20 protein-coding genes and 2 tRNA genes are annotated in these 20,309 nt (G+C 38.9%); 5 read left to right on the plus strand and 17 right to left on the minus strand.

Features of this window, described 5'->3' with window-relative positions:
* Positions 1-8 precede the first annotated feature (8 nt).
* The 10 genes from dnaX to HT718_RS07065 all read right to left on the minus strand — a co-directional run bounded on the left by dnaX (position 9) and on the right by HT718_RS07065 (position 10,008).
* Positions 9-1,664: a DNA polymerase III subunit gamma/tau gene (gene dnaX, locus HT718_RS07020; RefSeq protein ID WP_173267993.1), complete on the minus strand. Its 1,656-nt coding sequence runs from the start codon at positions 1,662-1,664 to the stop codon at positions 9-11.
* A complete protein-coding gene (locus tag HT718_RS07025; RefSeq protein WP_173267994.1) occupies positions 1,664-2,161 on the minus strand; it encodes a GAF domain-containing protein in 498 nt (165 codons plus the stop codon). Before HT718_RS07025 ends, dnaX begins: the two co-directional genes overlap by 1 nt.
* Before the next feature lie 85 nt (positions 2,162-2,246).
* Positions 2,247-3,449, minus strand: coding sequence for a 30S ribosomal protein S1 (gene rpsA / locus HT718_RS07030; RefSeq protein ID WP_001001632.1), 1,203 nt, complete (start codon positions 3,447-3,449; stop codon positions 2,247-2,249).
* 161 nt (positions 3,450-3,610) lie between these two features.
* A tRNA-Gln gene (locus tag HT718_RS07035) sits at positions 3,611-3,682 on the minus strand.
* A 9-nt stretch (positions 3,683-3,691) separates the two neighbouring features.
* Positions 3,692-3,772 (minus strand) — tRNA-Tyr (locus HT718_RS07040).
* 49 nt (positions 3,773-3,821) lie between these two features.
* Positions 3,822-4,052 carry a DUF2969 domain-containing protein gene (locus HT718_RS07045; protein ID WP_173267995.1) on the minus strand — a complete coding sequence of 77 codons (231 nt, stop codon included), beginning with the start codon at positions 4,050-4,052 and terminating at the stop codon, positions 3,822-3,824.
* A gap of 98 nt (positions 4,053-4,150) precedes the next feature.
* The gene (locus HT718_RS07050; RefSeq protein ID WP_173267996.1) at positions 4,151-6,118 is read right to left on the minus strand and encodes a peptide ABC transporter substrate-binding protein; all 1,968 of its coding nucleotides are present in this window, start codon (positions 6,116-6,118) and stop codon (positions 4,151-4,153) included.
* A gap of 22 nt (positions 6,119-6,140) precedes the next feature.
* Entirely contained in the window at positions 6,141-7,163 is a 1,023-nt protein-coding gene (locus HT718_RS07055) for a branched-chain amino acid aminotransferase (protein ID WP_173267997.1), read from the minus strand.
* 479 nt (positions 7,164-7,642) lie between these two features.
* Positions 7,643-8,857, minus strand: a complete 1,215-nt coding sequence (gene thiI, locus HT718_RS07060; RefSeq protein WP_173267998.1) for a tRNA uracil 4-sulfurtransferase ThiI — start codon at positions 8,855-8,857, stop codon at positions 7,643-7,645.
* A gap of 8 nt (positions 8,858-8,865) precedes the next feature.
* Positions 8,866-10,008, minus strand: coding sequence for a cysteine desulfurase family protein (locus tag HT718_RS07065; protein WP_173267999.1), 1,143 nt, complete (start codon positions 10,006-10,008; stop codon positions 8,866-8,868).
* Between the two features lie 138 nt (positions 10,009-10,146).
* Here HT718_RS07065 and HT718_RS07070 point away from each other — a divergent pair, with 138 nt between their 5' ends.
* A complete protein-coding gene (locus HT718_RS07070) occupies positions 10,147-10,572 on the plus strand; it encodes a DUF6556 family protein (RefSeq protein WP_173268000.1) in 426 nt (141 codons plus the stop codon).
* A 622-nt stretch (positions 10,573-11,194) separates the two neighbouring features.
* Here the strand turns inward: HT718_RS07070 and HT718_RS07075 are convergent.
* The 7 genes from HT718_RS07075 to glmU all read right to left on the minus strand — a co-directional run bounded on the left by HT718_RS07075 (position 11,195) and on the right by glmU (position 17,199).
* A complete protein-coding gene (locus HT718_RS07075) occupies positions 11,195-12,958 on the minus strand; it encodes a glycerophosphodiester phosphodiesterase (protein WP_173268001.1) in 1,764 nt (587 codons plus the stop codon).
* An 8-nt stretch (positions 12,959-12,966) separates the two neighbouring features.
* A complete protein-coding gene (locus HT718_RS07080) occupies positions 12,967-13,557 on the minus strand; it encodes a 3'-5' exonuclease (RefSeq protein WP_020900313.1) in 591 nt (196 codons plus the stop codon).
* Positions 13,558-13,664: 107 nt separating this feature from the next.
* Positions 13,665-14,156 carry a chromosome segregation protein RocS gene (gene rocS / locus HT718_RS07085; protein ID WP_000021242.1) on the minus strand — a complete coding sequence of 164 codons (492 nt, stop codon included), beginning with the start codon at positions 14,154-14,156 and terminating at the stop codon, positions 13,665-13,667.
* A 76-nt stretch (positions 14,157-14,232) separates the two neighbouring features.
* On the minus strand, positions 14,233-14,925 hold the full coding sequence (locus HT718_RS07090; RefSeq protein ID WP_173268002.1) for a 5'-methylthioadenosine/adenosylhomocysteine nucleosidase: 693 nt from the start codon (positions 14,923-14,925) through the stop codon (positions 14,233-14,235).
* 16 nt (positions 14,926-14,941) lie between these two features.
* Positions 14,942-15,253 (minus strand): cell wall synthase accessory phosphoprotein MacP, encoded by a 312-nt coding sequence (gene macP, locus HT718_RS07095; RefSeq protein ID WP_000517862.1) that lies wholly within the window; start codon positions 15,251-15,253, stop codon positions 14,942-14,944.
* 11 nt (positions 15,254-15,264) lie between these two features.
* The gene (locus tag HT718_RS07100) at positions 15,265-15,810 is read right to left on the minus strand and encodes an NUDIX hydrolase (RefSeq protein ID WP_173268003.1); all 546 of its coding nucleotides are present in this window, start codon (positions 15,808-15,810) and stop codon (positions 15,265-15,267) included.
* A gap of 9 nt (positions 15,811-15,819) precedes the next feature.
* Positions 15,820-17,199, minus strand: coding sequence for a bifunctional UDP-N-acetylglucosamine diphosphorylase/glucosamine-1-phosphate N-acetyltransferase GlmU (glmU, locus tag HT718_RS07105; RefSeq protein ID WP_173268004.1), 1,380 nt, complete (start codon positions 17,197-17,199; stop codon positions 15,820-15,822).
* 155 nt (positions 17,200-17,354) lie between these two features.
* Between glmU and HT718_RS07110 the strand changes: the two genes are divergently transcribed.
* The 4 genes from HT718_RS07110 (at position 17,355) to HT718_RS07125 (ending at position 20,190) form a co-directional block, all read left to right on the plus strand.
* Entirely contained in the window at positions 17,355-18,155 is an 801-nt protein-coding gene (locus HT718_RS07110) for a glycoside hydrolase family 25 protein (protein ID WP_020900310.1), read from the plus strand.
* Between the two features lie 93 nt (positions 18,156-18,248).
* Positions 18,249-19,091, plus strand: coding sequence for a DUF368 domain-containing protein (locus HT718_RS07115; RefSeq protein WP_173268005.1), 843 nt, complete (start codon positions 18,249-18,251; stop codon positions 19,089-19,091).
* The gene (locus HT718_RS07120) at positions 19,091-19,573 is read left to right on the plus strand and encodes an aminoacyl-tRNA deacylase (RefSeq protein WP_173268006.1); all 483 of its coding nucleotides are present in this window, start codon (positions 19,091-19,093) and stop codon (positions 19,571-19,573) included. Before HT718_RS07115 ends, HT718_RS07120 begins: the two co-directional genes overlap by 1 nt.
* On the plus strand, positions 19,573-20,190 hold the full coding sequence (locus HT718_RS07125) for a histidine phosphatase family protein (protein ID WP_000780826.1): 618 nt from the start codon (positions 19,573-19,575) through the stop codon (positions 20,188-20,190). Before HT718_RS07120 ends, HT718_RS07125 begins: the two co-directional genes overlap by 1 nt.
* Positions 20,191-20,309: the final 119 nt, after the last annotated feature.

Genomic DNA, 20,309 nt, shown 5'->3' on the forward strand with positions numbered 1-20,309 from the left:
ATCTTTCTTTAGTCTTCCTCTACCTTCACTTTATCAGCCAAAAATTCAAATCCTTCAGGAATCAGGCTTTCTTCTACTTCTTTTTCAGTTTGAGAAGATTTGGCTTTGGCTGAAAAGGCTGCGCGAACTTCTTTCCATTCCTCCATGGAAATGGCTAAAATCTCAGGTGAAAAACCTGCTGCCTGACTGAGGATGTTGCCAAACATTGTGTTAAGATTGTCTCGTTTCATGGTTTGACCAGCATTAAAGTTAGACTCAAAAGCAAGAATAGCATGGTGCTCATTGGCGGCAACCGGTTGAGAACCAACTAACAAAGCCTTGTCCGGCCCACCAAGACTTTCAATTACCTCTCCCCAGGCATTCTGCAAACGAATCAGGTTTTGACGTGCTAAATCAGGATTTTCGACGGCCTCTTGTAGGATAGATTGAACTTTATTGCGATCCACACGATAGACTGTCTTGCCTGCTACTGGGCGGGTAGGTACTGGACTTATTTGCTTGGGTACAGTTCCCACATTTGCGAGTTCTTGTTTAAGACGCGCAACTTCCTGTCTCAGTGCAGAAATTTCATGTTCAACTGCCCCAGAAAGAGCTACTTCAGGCTTAATCTCCGCCAAACGGATGGTCATCATCTCAGCATAAATCTTGGGCTGCAAACTAGACTTAATATCTGCTAAACTCACTGTCGCCAAGCGAATCATTTCAAACAAATTTTCCTGAGGAAGAGCCAAATTCTCCACAAAGACTGGACTATGATGAGTATTTTCACCCCCTGTTTGAACAATTAACAAGTCTCTTAAATAGTGCAAAAGGTCGGTTACAAAACGAGCCATGCTCTTACCATTCTCAAAGAGAAGATTTAAACAAGTTAAGGCTTTTGGAACATCCTGTTGAGATAAGGCAGCCACATAATCATCCAAGGCAGATAGGCTAATGGTTCCGGTAATTTCTTCAGAGATGGCAGTCGTCAATTCATTTCCTTGCGTCAAACTAAGGGCTTGATCCAAAATAGACAGAGCATCCCGCATCCCACCTTCAGCTCGTCTAGCGATAATTTCCACAGCCTCTGGTTCAGAAGAGATATTTTCTTTTTCTAAGATATAGTGGATATGTTCCTTAATATCCTGTGTCTTAATCGATTTAAATTCAAAACGTTGCACACGGGATAGAATAGTGGCAGGAATCTTGTGCAATTCAGTAGTGGCCAAAATAAAAACCACATTCTGTGTTGGCTCTTCCAGCGTCTTTAGAAGGGCATTAAAAGCCCCTGTAGACAACATGTGAACCTCATCTATGATATAAACCTTATAACGAGCAAGGCTAGGGGCGTAGGTAGATTTATCACGAATTTCACGGATTTCATCCACTCCATTATTAGAGGCCGCATCCATTTCAATGACATCTTCTAAACTACCATCTGTCACTGCTTGACAAATATAGCAGTTATTACAAGGTTCCCCACCCACTTGATTTGGACAGTTCATAGCTTTGGCAAAAATCTTAGCCACACTGGTTTTTCCCGTTCCACGAGGACCAGAAAAAAGATAGGCATGACTTATTTTCTCTTGCTCCACTGCTTGTTTAAGAGTCTTAGCCACAACTTCCTGACCAACCAACTGGGAAAAGTTTTGACTTCTATATTTTCGATAAAGTGCTTGATACATTAGGCTTTCTCCCCAAACATTGTAAAGTCCCATTCTGTCTTTTCAAGCAAAATAGCGACAAATTGTTCCAAATAATCTCGATCCATAGCATCATAATCATCAATCTCTGAAGAATCCAGATCCAGAACTCCAAGTAATTGACCATTCTTTATCATCGGCACAACAATTTCACTTTTAGCTCGACTATCACAAGAAATATAGTTGGGATAAGTCGTCACATCTCCAACAATAACAGTTTCCTGAAAGTGAGCTGCCTCCCCACAAACACCCTTGCCTAGCGCAATACGGATGCAGGAAACACCACCTTGGAAGGGACCTAAAATCAATTCCTTTCCATCGAATAAATAAAAGCCTGCAAATACAGTATTGGAAAATCGTGATTTTAGAAGAGCACTAGCGTTAGAAAGATTAGCCAAAACATTGGTTTCACCTTCCAATAAAAAAGAAAGCTCCTCATTTAACATTTGATAACATGATTGTTTTTCTGATTCTAACATAGAACTATTATATCAAAAAAGACTTACAGACAAAAGAAAAATCCCTTGTTTAGAAAACAAAGGATTTTGTGAATTTTCAATTTGATTAAAGTTCGATATCACCGAACAAGTCAGCCATTGAGAATCCTGTTTGTGTTTCTGGAAGTTCGAAATCACGTTTTTCTTGACGTTTTGGACGACGTGGACGTGGAGCACGTTTTTCTTCTTTTTGTCCTTCTTCTTGAGCTGGACGCTCTTCAAGAGCTTTGATAGAAAGTGATACACGCTCTGCATCTGCGTTAACTTCAAGAACTTTAACTTGAACTTCTTGACCAACTTTAAGAGCTTCTTTTGGATTTTCAATACGTTTGTGTGAAATTTGTGATACGTGAACAAGTCCATCGATACCTGGCAATACTTCAACAAATGCACCGAAGTCAGTCAAACGTTTAACTGTTCCTTCTACTACATCACCTTTAGCCAATTTTTGCTCAACGCCATCCCATGGTCCAGGTGTTGTTGCTTTAAGTGAAAGTGATACGCGTCCTTCTTCTTCGTTAAGATCAAGGATTTTCACTTCAATTTCTTCACCAACAGTTACAACTGATTTTGGTGATACGTTACGTTCGTGTGACAATTCAGTCAAGTGAACCAATCCGTCAACACCACCAAGGTCGATGAAAGCACCGAAGCTTGTGATACGAGCAACTTTACCAGTTACTACATCACCAACAGCCAATTTACCGAATACTTCAGCGCGAGCTGCTGCAGTAGCTGCTTCAACAACTTCACGACGTGAAAGGATGAAGCGGTTTTCTTTAGCGTCAACTTCTTTGATTTTAGCATCAAATTCTTGACCTACAAAACGCTCAGTGTTACGTACGAAACGAGTATCCAACATTGAAGCTGGGATAAATCCACGAACACCTTCAAATTCTACTGAAAGTCCACCTTTAACGGCACGAGTTCCTTTAACAGTAACAACTTCTTCTTCGCGACCAACAAGTTTGTCCCATGCTTTGCGAGCTTCAAGGCGTTTTTTAGATACAAGGTATGTAACTGTATCAGTATCTTTACCAACTACTTGACGAAGTACAAGAACATCCAATACTTCTCCTACTTTAACAAAGTCATTGATATCTGCATCGCGATCGTTTGTCAATTCGCGAAGAGTCAAGACACCTTCAACACCAGTTCCAGAGATTGCAACGTTAGCTTGAGTCGCATCAACTGTCAATACTTCAGCACTAACAACATCACCAGTCTCAACTTGGCTAACGCTATTTAGCAAATCTTCAAATTCGTTCATCTAAAAAATCCTCCAACAATCAAGTTTTTCTTAAACTTGACATACTTATAATTTTTTTCCTAAGCACCCGCAAGGACATGTTCATATCGTTCACGTCTTTCAATTATAAAAATAAAATACCCTAAGATATTTTGCTTTTTATCTTGATTATTACCTAAGAACTGGGGTAGCTGGATTCGAACCAACGCATGAGGGAGTCAAAGTCCCTTGCCTTACCGCTTGGCTATACCCCATTGATGAAATGGAGAGAGAGGGATTCGAACCCCCGAACCCGAAGGAGCGGATTTACAGTCCGCCGCGTTTAGCCTCTTCGCTATCTCTCCTACAATCAACATGGACTATTATATCATGAAAATTTCAAAAAAACAAGACTTATTTTGCTAAATTATAATTTTCAATCAAAATTTCCACAGCTTTTTCCAATTTTTTATAAAAACTATCGACATTCCCATTCTTTATGATGGCAAATTGTCCATCTAATTCGGCAATTTCTCCGATAACTTTTTTACCAATAGTCAATGTATAACCTTCAAAAATGTCTTTTCCTACACTAACTTTAGCATCTGCTACTTGAATTTCGATTTTTTTATCTTTCTTACTCATTTCTTACCTCTCTTCACTTTTTCTATTTTACAAGAAAATCCCAAAACTAGCAAGAAAAAACTCTATATCATTCTGAGTCTGATATAGAGTTTTCTGCTTTATTTAATGTGTTTTTCTAGTTCTTTTTGGTACTTACCGTTTGATTCCAATTTTTCTTTTTGCCATTTTTTCAGTGCTTCTTCATATTCTTTTGTCGTAACGATATCTTTTTGCAATTTCATTCCTTTAAAGATATATGGGTCACCCTTAATACCAACTTGTGAGTATGGTTTTGAGAATGGCACGACATTACTTACAACTGGAGAACCACCAGATGAGGCTGTCGGCATCAATAATGAACTATCTGTCAACCAAGCTTGAGCTTTGGCATATTTTTCATAGCGTTCTTCAAGATTGGTAGTTTCTGAATCTGCATCATCCAATAATTTCTTATACTGGTCCAAACCAAGTTTCGCTACAACATCCTTATCTTTTCCTTTCGTAATACCAAGGTGTTTCATGGCAGAACCTGATTTAGGATCCATGATATTCAAGTAAGATGCTGGGTCTTGATAACTTGGAGCCCATCCTGTACTGTTCAAGTCATAGTCTTTTTGAGAAGGAACACGCGCTTGAGAAGTGATTGTTTCCTTTTCATTATCTGTCATTTGAAGCACGTCGATGACAACATTTTCAGCACCCAGAGTTGATTCGATTGACTGTTTGAAAGAGTTGCTTTGTTGAACGGCGATGGTATCTGTCTGTTCAACTGGGACATCCAAATGAATTGGGAAGCTTACCCCTTTAGATTCCAAGTCTTTCTTAGCTTTTTCGAACGCAGCTTTAGCCTTGTCAGGATTGTAGATAGAGTCCTTACCATCCACTAACTCAACGCCTTTCCATTGGTCACCATAGTTCACCAACTCTGCTTGAGCGATTTGACCAAAGTTTTTACCACCTGCTTGCACAAAGTTATCTGGAACTAAACTGTTACGAATAATCTTATCCGCACCGTCTTCACCATTTAGCTGGGCAGCATAAGAATGACGGTTGAAGGCAAAGTTAATAGCCTGACGGAAGTCCTTATTAAGCATAGCTTCTTTAGTAGAGGTCTTTTGCTCTTCACTTGTTTTCGCAGTTTTATTATATGACTGACGATTTACGTTAAATGTGAAGTAATAGCTACTTGAATCCTGTGGGCTATAAGTGATTTTATCTCCGTATTGTTCCAAAGTTGAAGCAAAGTTTGAGCTACTTGGGAAGAGACGGGCTGTCGTATAAGCACCAGAAGAGAAGCTACGAATCAAGGATTCCTGATCTGAACCATCGTAGTAGGTCAATTTAATCTTCTCAATTTTTACCTTTTCTTTATCCCAGTAATTTGGATTTTTCTCGTATTCAATCAACGATTTAGACGTCAAGGTCTTCAAGATATAAGGACCATTGTAGAGAATCCCAGCTGGAGTAACTGCTCCATAATCTTTACCTGATGCCTTCAAAAACTCTTCATTTACAGGCAACATCGTCGCTGTTGTGACTTTAGAGTTCCAGAAGCTTTCTGGTTTGTTTAGGGTATATTCGACTGTGTAATCATCCAAGGCCTTGACACCAACTGTAGAGAAATCGTTCGTCTCACCAGTCATGTAGGCATCCAAACCCTTGATTGAATTTTGGATGAGAGAGACACCGTCTGACTTCCCGTCAGCTACGTGTTTCAATCCTGCTACAAAGTCATGGGCTGTTACTTCTGCGTATTCTTCACCTTCAGAAGTGTACCATTTAACTCCTTTACGAAGTTTGTAGGTATAAGTCAAACCATCTTTTGACACAGACCAATCCTCAGCCAAGGAAGGAATAACATTTCCGTACTGGTCGTTTTCCATCAAGCCATCAACCACGTTCCCGATGACATCTGTTGTAGATGTACGAGTCGCTATACTGTAATCCAAAGATGCTGGATCTACCGCATAGACATATGAAAATGTTGTCGGTGCATCTGCTTCTTTATCAGCTTTTCCACAAGCTACTAAAAGAGCTGTTGTGCTCAGGACCACTCCTGCTGTTAAAAGCCACTTTTTAGATTTCATAAAAAATCTCCTTTAGTTAATTTTAATCTACTTTTACAATCCAGCCTTCTGGCGCTTCAATATCACCAAACTGAATTCCTGTCAATTCATCGTAGAGTTTACGAGTCACAGGACCTACTTCTGTTTCACTATAGAATACATGGAAATCATCACCGTGTTGAATACCTCCAATTGGAGAAATAACCGCCGCTGTACCACAAGCACCTGCCTCTACAAAACGATCCAGGTTATCAATTGGGACATCACCCTCAATAGGAGTCAAGCCCAAGCGATGTTCTGCCAAATAAAGTAAAGAATACTTGGTAATAGATGGCAAGATAGATGGACTCAATGGTGTTACAAATTCATTGTCCGCTGTAATTCCAAAGAAGTTAGCTGAACCGACTTCTTCAATCTTTGTATGAGTTGAAGGGTCTAGGTAAATAACATCTGAGAAATGATGTGATTTGGCCAATTTCCCTGGCAAGAGACTGGCAGCATAGTTCCCACCAACCTTAGCCGCACCTGTACCATTTGGAGCAGCACGGTCGTATTCATCCTGAATCAAGAAGTTAGTTGGAACCAAACCACCCTTAAAGTAATTACCAACTGGCATAGCAAAGATGGTGAAAATGTATTCTTCTGCTGGTTTTACCCCGATAATATCTCCAACACCAATCAAAAGTGGACGAAGATAAAGGGTTCCACCTGTTCCATATGGTGGTACGTATTCTTCATTGGCGCGGACAACTGCCTTACAAGCTTCTACAAACATTTCTGTTGGAACTTGTGGCATCAAGAGACGGTCACAAGTACGTTGCAGGCGTTTAGCATTTTCATCAGGACGGAAAAGTTGAATACTACCATCCTTAGTACGATAAGCTTTCAAACCTTCAAATGCTTGTTGGCCATAGTGGAGACTTGGAGAAGACTCTGAAATATGCAAAGTTGCATCCTCTGTAAGCTCTCCTTGATTCCATTGTCCATTTTTAAAATGAGCAATGTAGCGATAAGGTAATTTCATATAGGAAAAACCGAGATTTTCCCAATCAATCGTTACTGTCATATTCCACTCCTTATTCTAAAAACCTATTTCTTTTATTCTACACTATTTTTCTAAAATAGCAAGCATATTTTGTAATTTTCAGAAAATTTCTTCAATAAAAAAATCTAAGGTATCTGTCGTAATGAATCCTATATAAAAATTACATAAAAAACTCAAATTATTCTTCTATATCGTTTGGTGCAATCTGTTCAATAACTGAACTTGTTTTGACATACATAGAATCCATATATAAGATCAGTAAGAGGTTTCAGCAGAGGTGAGTTTTATCTTTATAAATATCAAAAAATCAGCCGAGAATTTAATCTCTGAGTCACAAACTATTCAAAAACCACACAGTGTTTCTTTCAACTTGATAATCATTCAAGACGAAATCACTGTGTGGTCATGATTTTTAAGCTAGTGTTTATTGTTTATTTAGATTAAAAACTAAAAAAACTAACTTTTTCATTTAATTTTCTAAATTATTTTGGATTTTCTGATTAGAGAAGATTGTCAATTAAGTCATCGACTTCATCTTTTTCAACTTGAGGTGTAATCTCAGTGATCATAATCCCTGCTACTGCTCGCTCAACTAAGCCCTTAACATCCATTCGTTTTTCATACTGCTCTGCATTTTTAATCTTAGGATTTGTCTTAGGACGGTCAGGTGCAAAAATCGTACAGCAGTCTTCAAAAGGCTGGATAGAAATATCAAAGGTATCGATTGCCTGAGCGATGTCAATGATTTCCAATTTGTCCATAGTAACTACAGGACGAATGACTGGAGTGCTGGTCACAGCGTTGATAGTCTGCATGCTTTCCAAGGTCTGGCTGGCTACTTGACCAAGACTTTCCCCATTGATGATAACCAAACCATTTCGTACCTCACGGATACGATCAGTAATCCGCATCATAAATCGACGCGTCAAGGTCATAAGGTAGGCTTCTGGAGCTTTAGCCTTGATTTCCTCTTGAATCTCTGTGAAAGGTACTTCGATAAACTGGATATTTCCCCCAAACTTGGTTAATTTACGAGTTAAATCTTGGGCTTTCTTGAGAGCACCTGGACTAGTGTAAGGTGGGCTGGCAAAGTGAACGGCTTCAATATCTACCCCTCGTTTAAGAGCTAGATAACCTGCCACAGGTGAATCAATCCCTCCCGACAACATGAGCATGCCTTTACCAGAACTTCCCACAGGTAATCCTCCTGCTCCACGAAAAGTTTCATAGGAAATATAGGCAGCCTCCTCACGAATCTCCACCTGAAGATTGATATCAGGATTTTTCATCTGAGCTTGTACGTTTGGAATAGCCTCGAAAACAGCACTACCAAGAGTTTGATTGAGTTCACGACTATCAAGTTCAAAGGTGTGGTCGCTACGCTTACCAGTGATTTTAAATGTCATCCCTTCCTTGTAAGTTTCTTTCATAATCTCTTGGACAGCCGATTTAAGAACTTCCACAGACTTTTCGACTTTATAAACGGGAGAAAAGTTTTGAATTCCAAAGACTTGCTTAAGCGATTCTGCTACTGCTGTGTAATCAGCTCCATTAAGGTAAGCATGGGCACGATCACGATCTGCTGTTACTTTTACTTGGGGATAGATAGACAAAACGTCTGAAATATTGTTGCGAAGTTTATTGATGAAACGCATACGATTTTTGTGCTTGGTTGACAATTCTCCGTAACGAATCATAATTTCTGAATACTGCATAAATGCTCCTATCTTACTTTTCTAGTTTGATTGTAAATTAATTTTAACTTGGTCAAAAACTGCTCGACCTGACTCATATCATTTTCAAGGTCTAGGCTAAGACGCACAGCTGATTGGGCCTTATCTTTGTCCACTCCCATAGCAATCAAGGTACCTGCAGGTTTACCAGCCTTGGACGAACAAGCAGAGGTTGTGGAAATGAAAATATCATAGTCTTCAAAGGCATGAACGATGACTTCACCTCGAACACCCTTAATTCCAAAAGTCAGGATATGAGGGGTAAAGCCTTCCTCATCAGAGAAGACAAATATATCCGGATAGTCCAAAAGCGATTGGCGAATCACTGCCTTCATCTGCTCAGTTTTGCTTGTAAAAATATCTAGCTTTTCCATAGACAAACGGAGGGCCTTAGCTGTCGCTGCAATCCCTGCCACATTTTCAGTTGTCGAACGATAATCACGCTCTTGGCCACCACCTGTTAAAAGAGGCATAATCTTCTTGCCAGACTTAATATAGACAAAGCCAACACCACGGACACCATGAAACTTATGGCTCGAGAAGGTCGCGAAATCCACTCGTTCTGTCAAATATTTTTCAGTTGGAATCTTGGTAAGTGCTTGAACCGCATCAACATGGAAGGAAATAGTTGGCTTGTCTTCCAAAAGTTCTGAAATAGCCTTAATAGGCTGGATAGAGCCGATTTCATTGTTTACTGCCATGATGGAAACAAGGGTCGTATCAGGTCGTATCAAATCTGCTAGAGCTTCTACATCCACAAATCCTTTCTCATCAACTGGAGCAAAATCTATCTCAAAATCTTGAGATTTCAACCAGAGGACTGACTCTTTGACTGCTGGATGTTCAATGGCTGATACAATGATGTGCTTGCCAAACTGGGCTTTTTCAAAGGCCACACCCTTGATGACCCAGTTATCCCCTTCTGTTCCACCAGAGGTAAAGAAGATTTCGTCACTTTTCTTGCCAATCAAATCGGCAATCTGTTGGCGGGAAGCATTTAAGATTCGTGTTGCCTGGTCTCCCAAACGATGGAGACTAGATGGATTTCCTAAAATTTTTGAAGCCACCTGCATATAAGTTTCAAGGGCTTCAGGATAAGGCTTGGTCGTCGCCGAATTATCAAAGTAAATCATGTTTTCTCACGCTTTCTAAAATCACTCCTTCTATTGTATCATGAAACAGAGTCTGCGACAAGAAAGGGCAATTCCTCTTTTTTTAAGATTTTTTTAAAGAAATGCGGTATAATAAATTTTAATTAAAGGAGAGAATGTATGTCTAATTATCGTAGAACTTCAAAACCAAAAACAGAACACATCAAAAAAGGCTTTACGGTCTTCCAAAAAACCGTTGCTACTATTGGTAGTATCCTTGGCTTGATTACCGCGAGTATCACGATCATGAACGCCTTGGATAATAACAAAAATACTAAAAAAGAACCTACGACAAGCCAGACAACAATTGTCAAAGAAATTCAAAAAGAATCCCCTCAGGAAAATACTAGTCCAAATAAGGAAAATAACACCACTCAAGAAAAAACACAACAAGAAGAAACACCAAAATCTAGTGTTAAGGAAGAGAAAAAAGAAGAGCATAAAACAGCAACTCAGGACTCTACTCCTGCTCCAAGTAAACCTGCTACTGAAAACGAAAAACAGGTTAATACGCCAACTTCAGAAAATAAAAGCAATCCTCAGTAAGCACATGATTTAAGAAAAAATTAACTTAAAAATAAAACTACACAGTGACTTCAGCCTTGACCACAATCAAGCCAAAGAGAGACTGTGTTTTTATATAATTGATGTTTTAGAGGGTAGATTCTTGACCAATTTTATGAGATTCATACTCATATAATTGAAACCTAGCTATGTTGTGATGACTTATTTATCTCTAATATAAACTCTGCACGCGCCAACAATACTCTCTCATCTGCTCCAAAGGGGGGCAAGATCCATTTTTCATTTACCTTATATTCGAAATCCTTCTTCATGCAGAAGTTAGTAAGACCTTTACATCTAACATAAATAGTCTATCTCAACCACTTCATAGATATTAGTTTCTATTTTGTTGTTTTTTAATTATAATAGATTGAAATAAGATATAAACAAATTGATTTAGAAACTCTAATTAATTTCTAAAAATGTTTAGTATATACGGTGTACACTCTAGATTCAATCTGTTATATAAACTAGAACAGAAAAAACGAGCATATTGAACTGATACGTTGCTCGTTTTTTTCTGTCTTAAAGGTGAGTTTTTGCTCAGCCTCTGGTTTTGAGCTGATAGCCCGCAAATCACCCGTTAGACGGGTGATTATGATCACTAAAAATTAAAGAATTCCATGGCCTGTTTGAACAGTAAATCCGTATACTCTGGGTCTTCTTGGGCAATGGTAACTTGTTCTTGAATCATTTCCAAGTCATCTGTTATCATGCCATCAGCTCCCAAATGAACAGATTTATCAAAGGACTCTGAACTATTGATAGTCCACACGTACAATTTCTGATCGGTATTCCAAAGCTTGTTGACAAAATTTTCATCCAAGGTAGAATACTCCATGGTGTAACCTGTAGCTTTCGTTCTTGGAAAAATACTATTGTAAGGTAGGATGAAATAAACTGGAATTTGTGAGTCATAGGCTAACACCTGGTCAATAACATGGTAGTCTAAGGACTGCATTTGGTGATTATTCCGTTTAATAACATCTCCATATTTGTCCATAAAATGTTTCATCATATCTGGACTATCTTTTCGACTGGTTTTAATTTCAATGAGGAGTTTTTGATGCAATTCATTGGCTTTGTTAAGATAATCATCAAAACTAGACACCTTGGTGTGATAGCCGTTTTCCGAAATATCGAGTTTGGTTAATTCATCTAAGGTTAAATCTTGAGGATTGGCATTGACTCCTGTCAAATTCTTAATATTAGCATCATGCATCATGACAAACTGGCCATCTTTGGTTTCTTGGACATCCATTTCAACTAAGTCTGGTGATAACTGCGCTGTTTTTTCTAAAGATTGAACTGTATTCTGCACACCATTCCTATTGGAGACACCTCTATGAGAAATAACTAAAGGTTTATTGGCAACTGGAGCTTCCAAATAAACATAACCCTCAAGAGCGAAAAAAATACCGGCACAGCCCATCACTCCCCATCTCATCCAGTGATCTTTCTTTCTCCTTGGCGTGATTTCTAGTTCTTCTCCTGTTAAGAAGGAAACGAACTTAATGAGAAAGTAAGTTAAGGCCATATAGTGGAAATTCTTAATCAAGACAAAGTTGATAATTCCCAGAACAAGAGATTCCTTATGGGTCAGACCATCCATCAGTGCCTGACCTGCTAAGATTGGAATCAATAAAAGAATGAAAAATAGGTAGGTTTTGACGACAATCCAAAATAAGTTCCAGATATAAAACCAAGAATGTTTTTTCGTTTTTTTCAAGCTATAACTGATTGACTCTTTAACCCTTCTTCGATCAAAAAAAATCTGGGGTAAAGCGAACATTAAACGAACGGAAATATAAAACATCATCTGAGCAAATATAAAAATAATTAATCCTAACAGCCAATACTTATCTTCAAAGTATGTCACAATAAAATCAGGAATCACAATTTTATTGAGATAATAAATCTTTAAAATCTTTCGAATCAATGGAAAAAGCATCATGACATAAAAGAAGATAAAGGCCATTTTGGAAATCGTCACTTGTCTCATGAATAAGAAACTCTGACGAAAGACCTTGCGACTGTACTCCAGCAGAGTTCTCTTTTCATGATAGAGGAGGTGTCGAGCTCCGATAAAGAGAAGCCCTATCTGGTAATAGGCGATTAGTAAATTAACGATTACCAGAACAAATAAAGCAAGACTAACAAAGGGAGAACCCTTTATAATGGCAAAAATATTATTGTAGGAAAGAAAGAGATAACCTGTCTGACGGAGCAACAGTCCAGCAATCCAAGAATTAAGTGGTAACCAGACAAACTCAATCATCATGAATATCAAGAAAAAGAGAAAAAGTATTTTATCTAGATTAAAGTATATCTGCTTAAAACCTAGATTTTTAGGTTTTTCAGGTTTCATAGGCACTCCTAGTCAAATAATTGAGACAAGTCCAAGCCTCCAAAAGGATTGTTCGACAGGCTACTTTCTGTTCCTAACAATTCTCTAGCTTGATCGGACTCTAGAAAGGACTCGTAAACACGCGCCGTCATCCGAGCATCCTCCAAGCTATTATGGGACTGCCCTTGAAATCCAAGAAATGAGGCGACGGTTTGCAATTTGAGATTGGCAATACCATGTAAATCCGAACTCCGACGTTCAAAAGCTTCATCATACAAATCTACCTTGTACTGCTGGCTGTAGTCTAAACCATGCTCTGCTAGAATAGGCAAATCACTTTTAGCAGCATTGTATCCAACCATCGGTAAAGAACCTACAAACTCTTGGAAATCTTTTATAACTTTCTCCACTGGAGGAGCATCTTTTAAGGTCTCAGCCGTAATCCCAGTCAAACCATTGATAAAGCTTTTTAAAGGCACACTTGTATGAACATAGGAATCATAGGCATCGATTTCCTGACCATCTCTAAAACGCACTGCCGAAACTTGAATCAAGTGTGTTTGTCCTTCGTGCTGATTAAATTCTAAGTCAAAAGCAATGTAATCTTCTAATCGTTCCATTCTATCCTTCTCCTCTACTGTCTATCTTCTTATTCATTTTGAGTAACTATACTATTCACAAATAAAAGAAGCCTTTAGGTTAGCACATAACCTAAACAGCTCCTTGATTATCCTCCAAATAAACGAGCAAAAAAGCCTTTCTTAGTTGATTGGACTTCTTCTTTTGCTTGGTCCAGCTCTAGCTTAAGATTTTCTTGATCCTTCATGGCTTGAAGAGTCAATTGTTGCTGCTGATCGAGTTGTTTGTCTTTCTCCGCAATCTGACGGTCTTTGATACGCATCTGCTCGTCTTTTTCTGATAACTGACGATCCTTTGCTTTTAATTGTTCATAAAGACGAAGAATTTCTGCGTTCTTCTCATCCACTAGAATCTCCATCAGTTCACGTTGCTTGACATCTTCACTGACAGGCTCATCTTCAAAAATCGTTTTTTTATAGATTTCTTCTAGCTTAATCAAGCCACTTCTGGTAACGACTGTTACCCCTTTGTCATTTTTATCTGTGTCTTCTTCTGGTAATTCTTTGACACGGTTATTGATTGCTTGACGAGATAATCCTAAGACCTCTGCAATCTCACTGACGGTCATTTCAATACTCATAATATCCTCTGAAACGTTTTCTAGCTTTTCTTTACTTAAATCTTATCATAAGCTAGAAAAACTGTCAAATTTTCGCTTAATCTAAGGCCTTCAAAAAGGCTAATAAGACTTGGGCAGAGCGACGTCCAGCTTCGATAATAAACTCATCAAAAGAGATGTTTGCTTCATGGTTGGCATTGTCACTCATAGCACGGATGACTAAGACTGGAAGATTAAGAGCATGCGCTGCCTGAGCAATAGCCGCTCCCTCCATCTCAACAGCTAAAACTTCTGGGAAATGGGACTTAATCGCTTCTATCTTATCATTTCCTGCAACAAAACTATCTCCGGTAGCAATCAAACCAAGATGCCAATTCTGGTCCAATTGAGATAAACTCTCTTGGATTTTGGCAACAAAGGTTTTATCTGATTCGAAATAAAGTGGTTGTTGCGCCATTTGTCCATAAGCATAGCCAAAAGCTGTGACATCCACGTCATGATAGGCTAATTTGTCAGCAATCACAACATCCCCGACAGCAATACCTTCTGCTACTGCCCCAGCTGAGCCCGTATTAATGAGAGCATCCACTTGGAAATGATCAGCCAGAATCGCCACACTCATAGCAGACATGACCTTACCAATTCCACTTTCTACAAGAACGACTTCATGAGAGGCAATGCTTCCTGTGTGATAGGTATTCCCCAAAACAACTTGCTCCTGGGCATTGTCTAAATGCTGGATCAGATAAGCCAGTTCTTCTGGCATAGCCGCAATAATTCCTATTTTCATTTCAATTCCTTTTCTATTACAAAAGTTTCATTGCCAACACAAGCAAAATCAAGAGAAAGATGACTGCAAATAAGATTTTATTTAACTTAGAATTAAAGACATTTCTCTTGGTATTTTCAATGCGACGGCTTTTATGAATAGACGGTTCGACCTGAATCTTCAAGGTTTCCTGGCTAAAACCATGTTCCTTAGGATTGGCATAACCAAAACGGGAAGATGAAGTTGGTAAAATCTTAGTCTCCTCATCATCTAGCAAAGGGGGACCTGAAATTTTTTCGCCTCTATTAGCTCTTTCAATCATTTCATCCGTTAATAAAGGTTTACCCATACTGACCTCCTCTATTTTTTGTGCAATTCCCAATACTGAATAGCCATAATTGTCTTGGCATCACAGATGTGACCTGATTGGATCAATTCCTTAGCTTCTTCTAGACTCACTTCAAGGACTTCCAAAGTTTCGTCTTCATCCTGCGGACGTGGATTTTTCACTTTCGTCAAATCGCTTGCTAGGTATAGTTTTAACTTTTCATTACAAAAGCCAATGGCTGAATAAAAATCGTACAAGAGTTCTAACTTCCCTGTATAGGCTGTTTCTTCCTCTAATTCACGCAGGGCAGCTGCTACAGGGTCTGTATTTTCTCCTACTTCCAATTTTCCAGCTGGAATTTCGTAAGAGACAGCCTCAATAGCTTTGCGATACTGCTTGACCAAGATGAGTTTTTGCTCATCCGTTACAGCTAAAACACAGACAGCTCCATTGTGGAAAATCAAATCCCGTTGGGCAGTTCCCTTGCCTTCTGGTAATTCAACCTGATCTTGAACCAGTTTAAATATTGGTCCTTGATAGATTTCTTTTCGGCTAAGCGTTTTTTCTTCAAATTCCATGACAGACTCCTACTGATTATTAGGATGATGAGGAAGGCGAGTTGCATATTCGTCTTTGTTGACCTGACGACCACGACCAATTGCAATAGCATCTGCTGGTACGTCTTTGGTAATAGTTGAACCAGCACCAACGAGTGAATTGTCACCTAACTCAACTGGCGCAATAATGGTTGAATTTGAACCAACAAAGACATTGTTGCCAATGACTGTCTTGTATTTGTTTTTACCATCATAATTGACTGTAATGGTTCCTGCACCAAAATTAACCTTGCTACCCACTTCACAGTTTCCGATATAAGTCAAATGACCAGCCTTGGTATTTTCACCGATAGAAGAACCTTTAACCTCAACAAAGTTACCAATATGGACTTGGGCAGCTAGACTTGAACCTGGACGAATGTGAGCATAAGGTCCGACAGTTACGCCGTCTGCAACACTGCTTTCCTCAATCATAGAGTTGGTAATGACAGCTCCTGCTCCAATAGTGCTATCCACTACATAAGTACCGTTTGTCAAAACAGTCTCAGCACCAATCTTCGTTTGCCCCTTCAAGGTAACATTGGCTTCGATTTGAACTTCAGGAGCAATCTCAACATCAATATCGATATAAGTTGCTTCTGGATTAACAAAGCTAACGCCATTGACCATGTGCTGGTGATTGATGCGACGACGCATGACCGACTCAGCAGTCGCAAGAGCCACACGGTCGTTTACTCCAAGACTTTCATCAAAATCTTTCAAAGTATAAGCACCAACTTTTTCACCAGCTTCACGGAAAATGCCAATGACATCTGTAATATAGTATTCGCCTTGAGCATTGTTGGTATTGATATTTTTCAAAGCCTCAAACAAACGCTCGTTATCAAAGACATATGTTCCAGTGTTAATTTCTTTGATTTGTTTTTCAAAATCTGTGGCATCCTTCTGCTCAACGATGCGAAGAACTTCAGCATTGTCATTACGAACAATTCGTCCATAGCCAAAAGGATTATCTGTTTCAGCAGTCAAGATAGTGGCCACATTTTTATGATTGATGTGGAAATCAATCAAATTTTTCAAGCTTTCACCTGTGATTAAAGGAGTATCCCCTGCGATGACCAAGGTGTGACCTGACAAACCTTCTAGGATAGGCTCTGTCATCATAACTGCATGGCCAGTACCCAACTGTTCAGATTGAGTTACAAATTCTGTCTGTCCAGCCAAGACCTGCTCAACCAATTCTGCCTTGTGTCCCACAACTGTTACTGTCTTTTCAGGTTGTATAGCGCCCACGCTACGAAAAACATGTTCCAGCATAGAAATACCCGCAACCTTGTGCAACACTTTTGGCAAATCAGATTTCATACGAGTCCCTTTACCCGCTGCTAAAATAATGGCATAATTTGACATAATCTTCTCTTTTCTCTAGAAATTCCCTTTTATTATACCATATTTCAAATCATTCCGCGATCTTGAATGAAAAAATGCTCCAAAGTCCCTTCCCTAACCCATTTTTTGAGTATTTTTTTTGATTTTTTTTGATTTTTAAGGTAAAATGATGAAATATGAGAAAGAAATTTAATCCGCTTATTTTATTTGGTTTTTTTGGGATTATGATTTTTATGTTAATCCTAAATCGCCCCCATTATGAAGATCATCCTGTAAAAACAAAATCAAATATTACTCAAATAAAAACCCAGGCATTACATAACTTAGATAAACCGGTAATTGATGTTTCTGGTTGGCAGCGTCCTGAGGAAATTAATTACGATACTCTGTCCCAAAACATTTCTGGAGCCATTGTTCGCGTCCATAGTGGCGCTCAAACGTCCAAAGAGAACGATGCCTCCTTTGTTAATGGGGTAGATAAGGCTTTTAAAACCCATATCACTGAGTTTCAAAAACGAAATGTCCCAGTTGGTGTTTATGCTTATTTAGCTGGAAAAAGTGTCCAAGAAATGGAAAAAGCAGCTGAAGTTTTTTATAATGCTGCCTCTCCCTATAACCCTAGCTACTATTGGTTAGATGTTGAAGAAAAAACCATGTCCAATATGAACGAAGGGGTTGAAGCCTTTCGAGCCAAACTAGAATCACTAGGAGCTAAAGACATTGGAATCTACGTTGGTGTTTATTTTATGGAAGAACATAGTATTGACACTACAAAATTTTCTTCTATTTGGATTCCGTCCTATGGTTCTGACTCAGGATTCTACGAGGCAACTCCAAAAACTGATTTAGATTACGACATCCACCAGTACACTTCTAAAGGAAAAATTGCTGGCTTTAATCACGATTTGGATATCAACGTCATCTCTTCCTTAAAAAACAAAGAAGAAACTTTTAGAAAACTCTTTTTAAAACCTTAAAAGCATTTGTTTATCATTTGCTTTTTCTTTTGTGTTTGATTGTGATACAATATAGTAAGGATTTTTTGAAATAGAAATAGTTGGAGGAAAAATATGCTCTCATGGTTAGCACGCCTTATTAAAGGGATTGTGATTGCTCTTGGTTTTATCCTACCGGGAATTTCCGGAGGGGTTCTAGCAGCAATCTTAGGGATTTATGAACGAATGATTGGCTTTCTGGCCCACCCCTTTAAAGACTTCAAAGAAAATGTTTTGTACTTTATTCCAGTTGCCATCGGTATGCTTCTGGGAATCGGCTTATTTTCTTATCCGATTGAATACCTGCTTGAAAATTATCAGGTCTTTGTCTTATGGAGCTTTGCAGGGGCCATCATTGGTACTGTTCCTAGCCTACTAAAAGAATCAACTCGAGAATCTGACCGAGACAAGATTGATTTAGCTTGGTTCTGGGCCACCTTTATCATTTCTGGACTAGGTCTCTATGCCTTAAATTTTGTCGTTGGGACCTTAAACGCAAGCTTTCTTAATTTTGTTTTAGCAGGTGCACTACTGGCTCTTGGAGTATTGGTTCCTGGTCTCAGTCCATCAAATCTACTTTTGATTTTGGGACTCTATGCTCCTATGTTGACTGGTTTTAAAACCTTTGACCTCTTAGGAACCTTCTTCCCGATTGGAATCGGAGCAGGTGCAACTCTCATCATTTTTTCAAAATTGATGGATTATGCCTTAAATAACTACCACTCTCGCGTCTATCATTTCATCATCGGAATCGTCCTATCAAGTACCCTTTTAATCTTGATTCCAAATGAAGGAAACGCTGAAAGCATCCAATACACAGGCCTTTCACTTGTTGGGTATGTCATCATCGCCTTCTTCTTTGCCTTGGGAATCTGGCTTGGTATTTGGATGAGCCAATTGGAGGATAAGTATAAATAATGGCAAAAAAAGTTAAAATCAAAAAAACATTGGTGGAACAAATCCTGTCTAAAGCAGGTATCTCACATCAGGGAATTCAAATCAATGCTCTGGAAGGAGATCTTCCTCAAAGTTATGAACGAGACCAGATTTTCAAAACCTTAGCTCTTTTAGGAGATAAGACAGGACCGATTATCGGAATTGTTCCCATCACTCAACACTTGTCGGAAAAGAAACTAGCTAAAATTTCTGGCAATAAAAAAGTGAGCATGATTCCTCAAAAAGACTTGGAAAAAACAACAGGTTATATTCATGGAGCCAATAATCCTGTCGGCATTCGTCAGAAACACAATTACCCCATTTTTATCGATAAGATCGCCCTAGACTTGGATCAAATGATTGTCTCTGCTGGGGAAGTTGGTCACAGCATTATCGTCGCACCACAAGACTTGGCTAGCTTTGTAAAGGCTGACTTTGAAGATATCTTGGAGGACAGCAAGTAATGAAACTATACTTTGTCCGCCATGGCCGTACAGTCTGGAATCAGGAAGGACGCTTTCAAGGTGCTAGTGGAGATTCTCCCCTACTTCCTGAATCCATTGACATCCTCAAAAAACTTGGCCAGTATCTCAAGGAGATTCCTTTTGAACAAATTTATTCAAGTGATTTACCTCGAGCAATCAAATCTGCTGAAATTATCCAAAGTCAACTCCAGACGCCCTGTCCTTTAGAAAGTGTTCCTAATCTCCGTGAATGGCAGCTGGGGAAATTAGAAGGTTTGAAAATCGCAACTTTGGAAGCTATTTACCCGCAACAAATCCAGGCTTTCCGTACGAATCTTGCCAAGTTTGACACTCAAATGTTTGGAGCTGAATCCCTCCATAGCACAACTCAACGGACCATCCAATTTATCAAATCACTCAAAGATAGTCCGGCTGAGCGTATTCTAATTGTCGGCCACGGCGCTAATCTTACTGCCAGTCTCCGTACTCTTTTAGGTTATAAAGAACCTCTTCTTCGTAAAGATGGCGGTCTAGCAAATGCCAGCCTGACCATTCTTGAAACCCATGATTTTGAAACATTCACTCTCAATACTTGGAATGATACTTCCTATCAATAACAGAACTTGATTTTAGCATCAAGTTCTTTTTAGTTTTGAAAGATTATCCGTGAATTTCTTGCTTATTTATGATAAAATGGAAGTATCGCAAAAATGACTCATCGTATTCAATTTTGAGT

The sequence above is a fragment of the Streptococcus sp. 714 genome, assembly GCF_013277115.1.
In the GTDB taxonomy this organism is placed as follows: Bacteria; Bacillota; Bacilli; order Lactobacillales; family Streptococcaceae; genus Streptococcus.

Coding starts and splice junctions, on each gene's coding strand:
- dnaX (WP_173267993.1), bottom strand. CDS start 1,664: ATGTATCAAGCACTTTATCGAAAATATAGAAGTCAAAACTTTTCCCAG.
- HT718_RS07025 (WP_173267994.1), bottom strand. CDS start 2,161: ATGTTAGAATCAGAAAAACAATCATGTTATCAAATGTTAAATGAGGAG.
- rpsA (WP_001001632.1), bottom strand. CDS start 3,449: ATGAACGAATTTGAAGATTTGCTAAATAGCGTTAGCCAAGTTGAGACT.
- HT718_RS07045 (WP_173267995.1), bottom strand. CDS start 4,052: ATGAGTAAGAAAGATAAAAAAATCGAAATTCAAGTAGCAGATGCTAAA.
- HT718_RS07050 (WP_173267996.1), bottom strand. CDS start 6,118: ATGAAATCTAAAAAGTGGCTTTTAACAGCAGGAGTGGTCCTGAGCACA.
- HT718_RS07055 (WP_173267997.1), bottom strand. CDS start 7,163: ATGACAGTAACGATTGATTGGGAAAATCTCGGTTTTTCCTATATGAAA.
- thiI (WP_173267998.1), bottom strand. CDS start 8,857: ATGCAGTATTCAGAAATTATGATTCGTTACGGAGAATTGTCAACCAAG.
- HT718_RS07065 (WP_173267999.1), bottom strand. CDS start 10,008: ATGATTTACTTTGATAATTCGGCGACGACCAAGCCTTATCCTGAAGCC.
- HT718_RS07070 (WP_173268000.1), top strand. CDS start 10,147: ATGTCTAATTATCGTAGAACTTCAAAACCAAAAACAGAACACATCAAA.
- HT718_RS07075 (WP_173268001.1), bottom strand. CDS start 12,958: ATGAAACCTGAAAAACCTAAAAATCTAGGTTTTAAGCAGATATACTTT.
- HT718_RS07080 (WP_020900313.1), bottom strand. CDS start 13,557: ATGGAACGATTAGAAGATTACATTGCTTTTGACTTAGAATTTAATCAG.
- rocS (WP_000021242.1), bottom strand. CDS start 14,156: ATGAGTATTGAAATGACCGTCAGTGAGATTGCAGAGGTCTTAGGATTA.
- HT718_RS07090 (WP_173268002.1), bottom strand. CDS start 14,925: ATGAAAATAGGAATTATTGCGGCTATGCCAGAAGAACTGGCTTATCTG.
- macP (WP_000517862.1), bottom strand. CDS start 15,253: ATGGGTAAACCTTTATTAACGGATGAAATGATTGAAAGAGCTAATAGA.
- HT718_RS07100 (WP_173268003.1), bottom strand. CDS start 15,810: ATGGAATTTGAAGAAAAAACGCTTAGCCGAAAAGAAATCTATCAAGGA.
- glmU (WP_173268004.1), bottom strand. CDS start 17,199: ATGTCAAATTATGCCATTATTTTAGCAGCGGGTAAAGGGACTCGTATG.
- HT718_RS07110 (WP_020900310.1), top strand. CDS start 17,355: ATGAGAAAGAAATTTAATCCGCTTATTTTATTTGGTTTTTTTGGGATT.
- HT718_RS07115 (WP_173268005.1), top strand. CDS start 18,249: ATGCTCTCATGGTTAGCACGCCTTATTAAAGGGATTGTGATTGCTCTT.
- HT718_RS07120 (WP_173268006.1), top strand. CDS start 19,091: ATGGCAAAAAAAGTTAAAATCAAAAAAACATTGGTGGAACAAATCCTG.
- HT718_RS07125 (WP_000780826.1), top strand. CDS start 19,573: ATGAAACTATACTTTGTCCGCCATGGCCGTACAGTCTGGAATCAGGAA.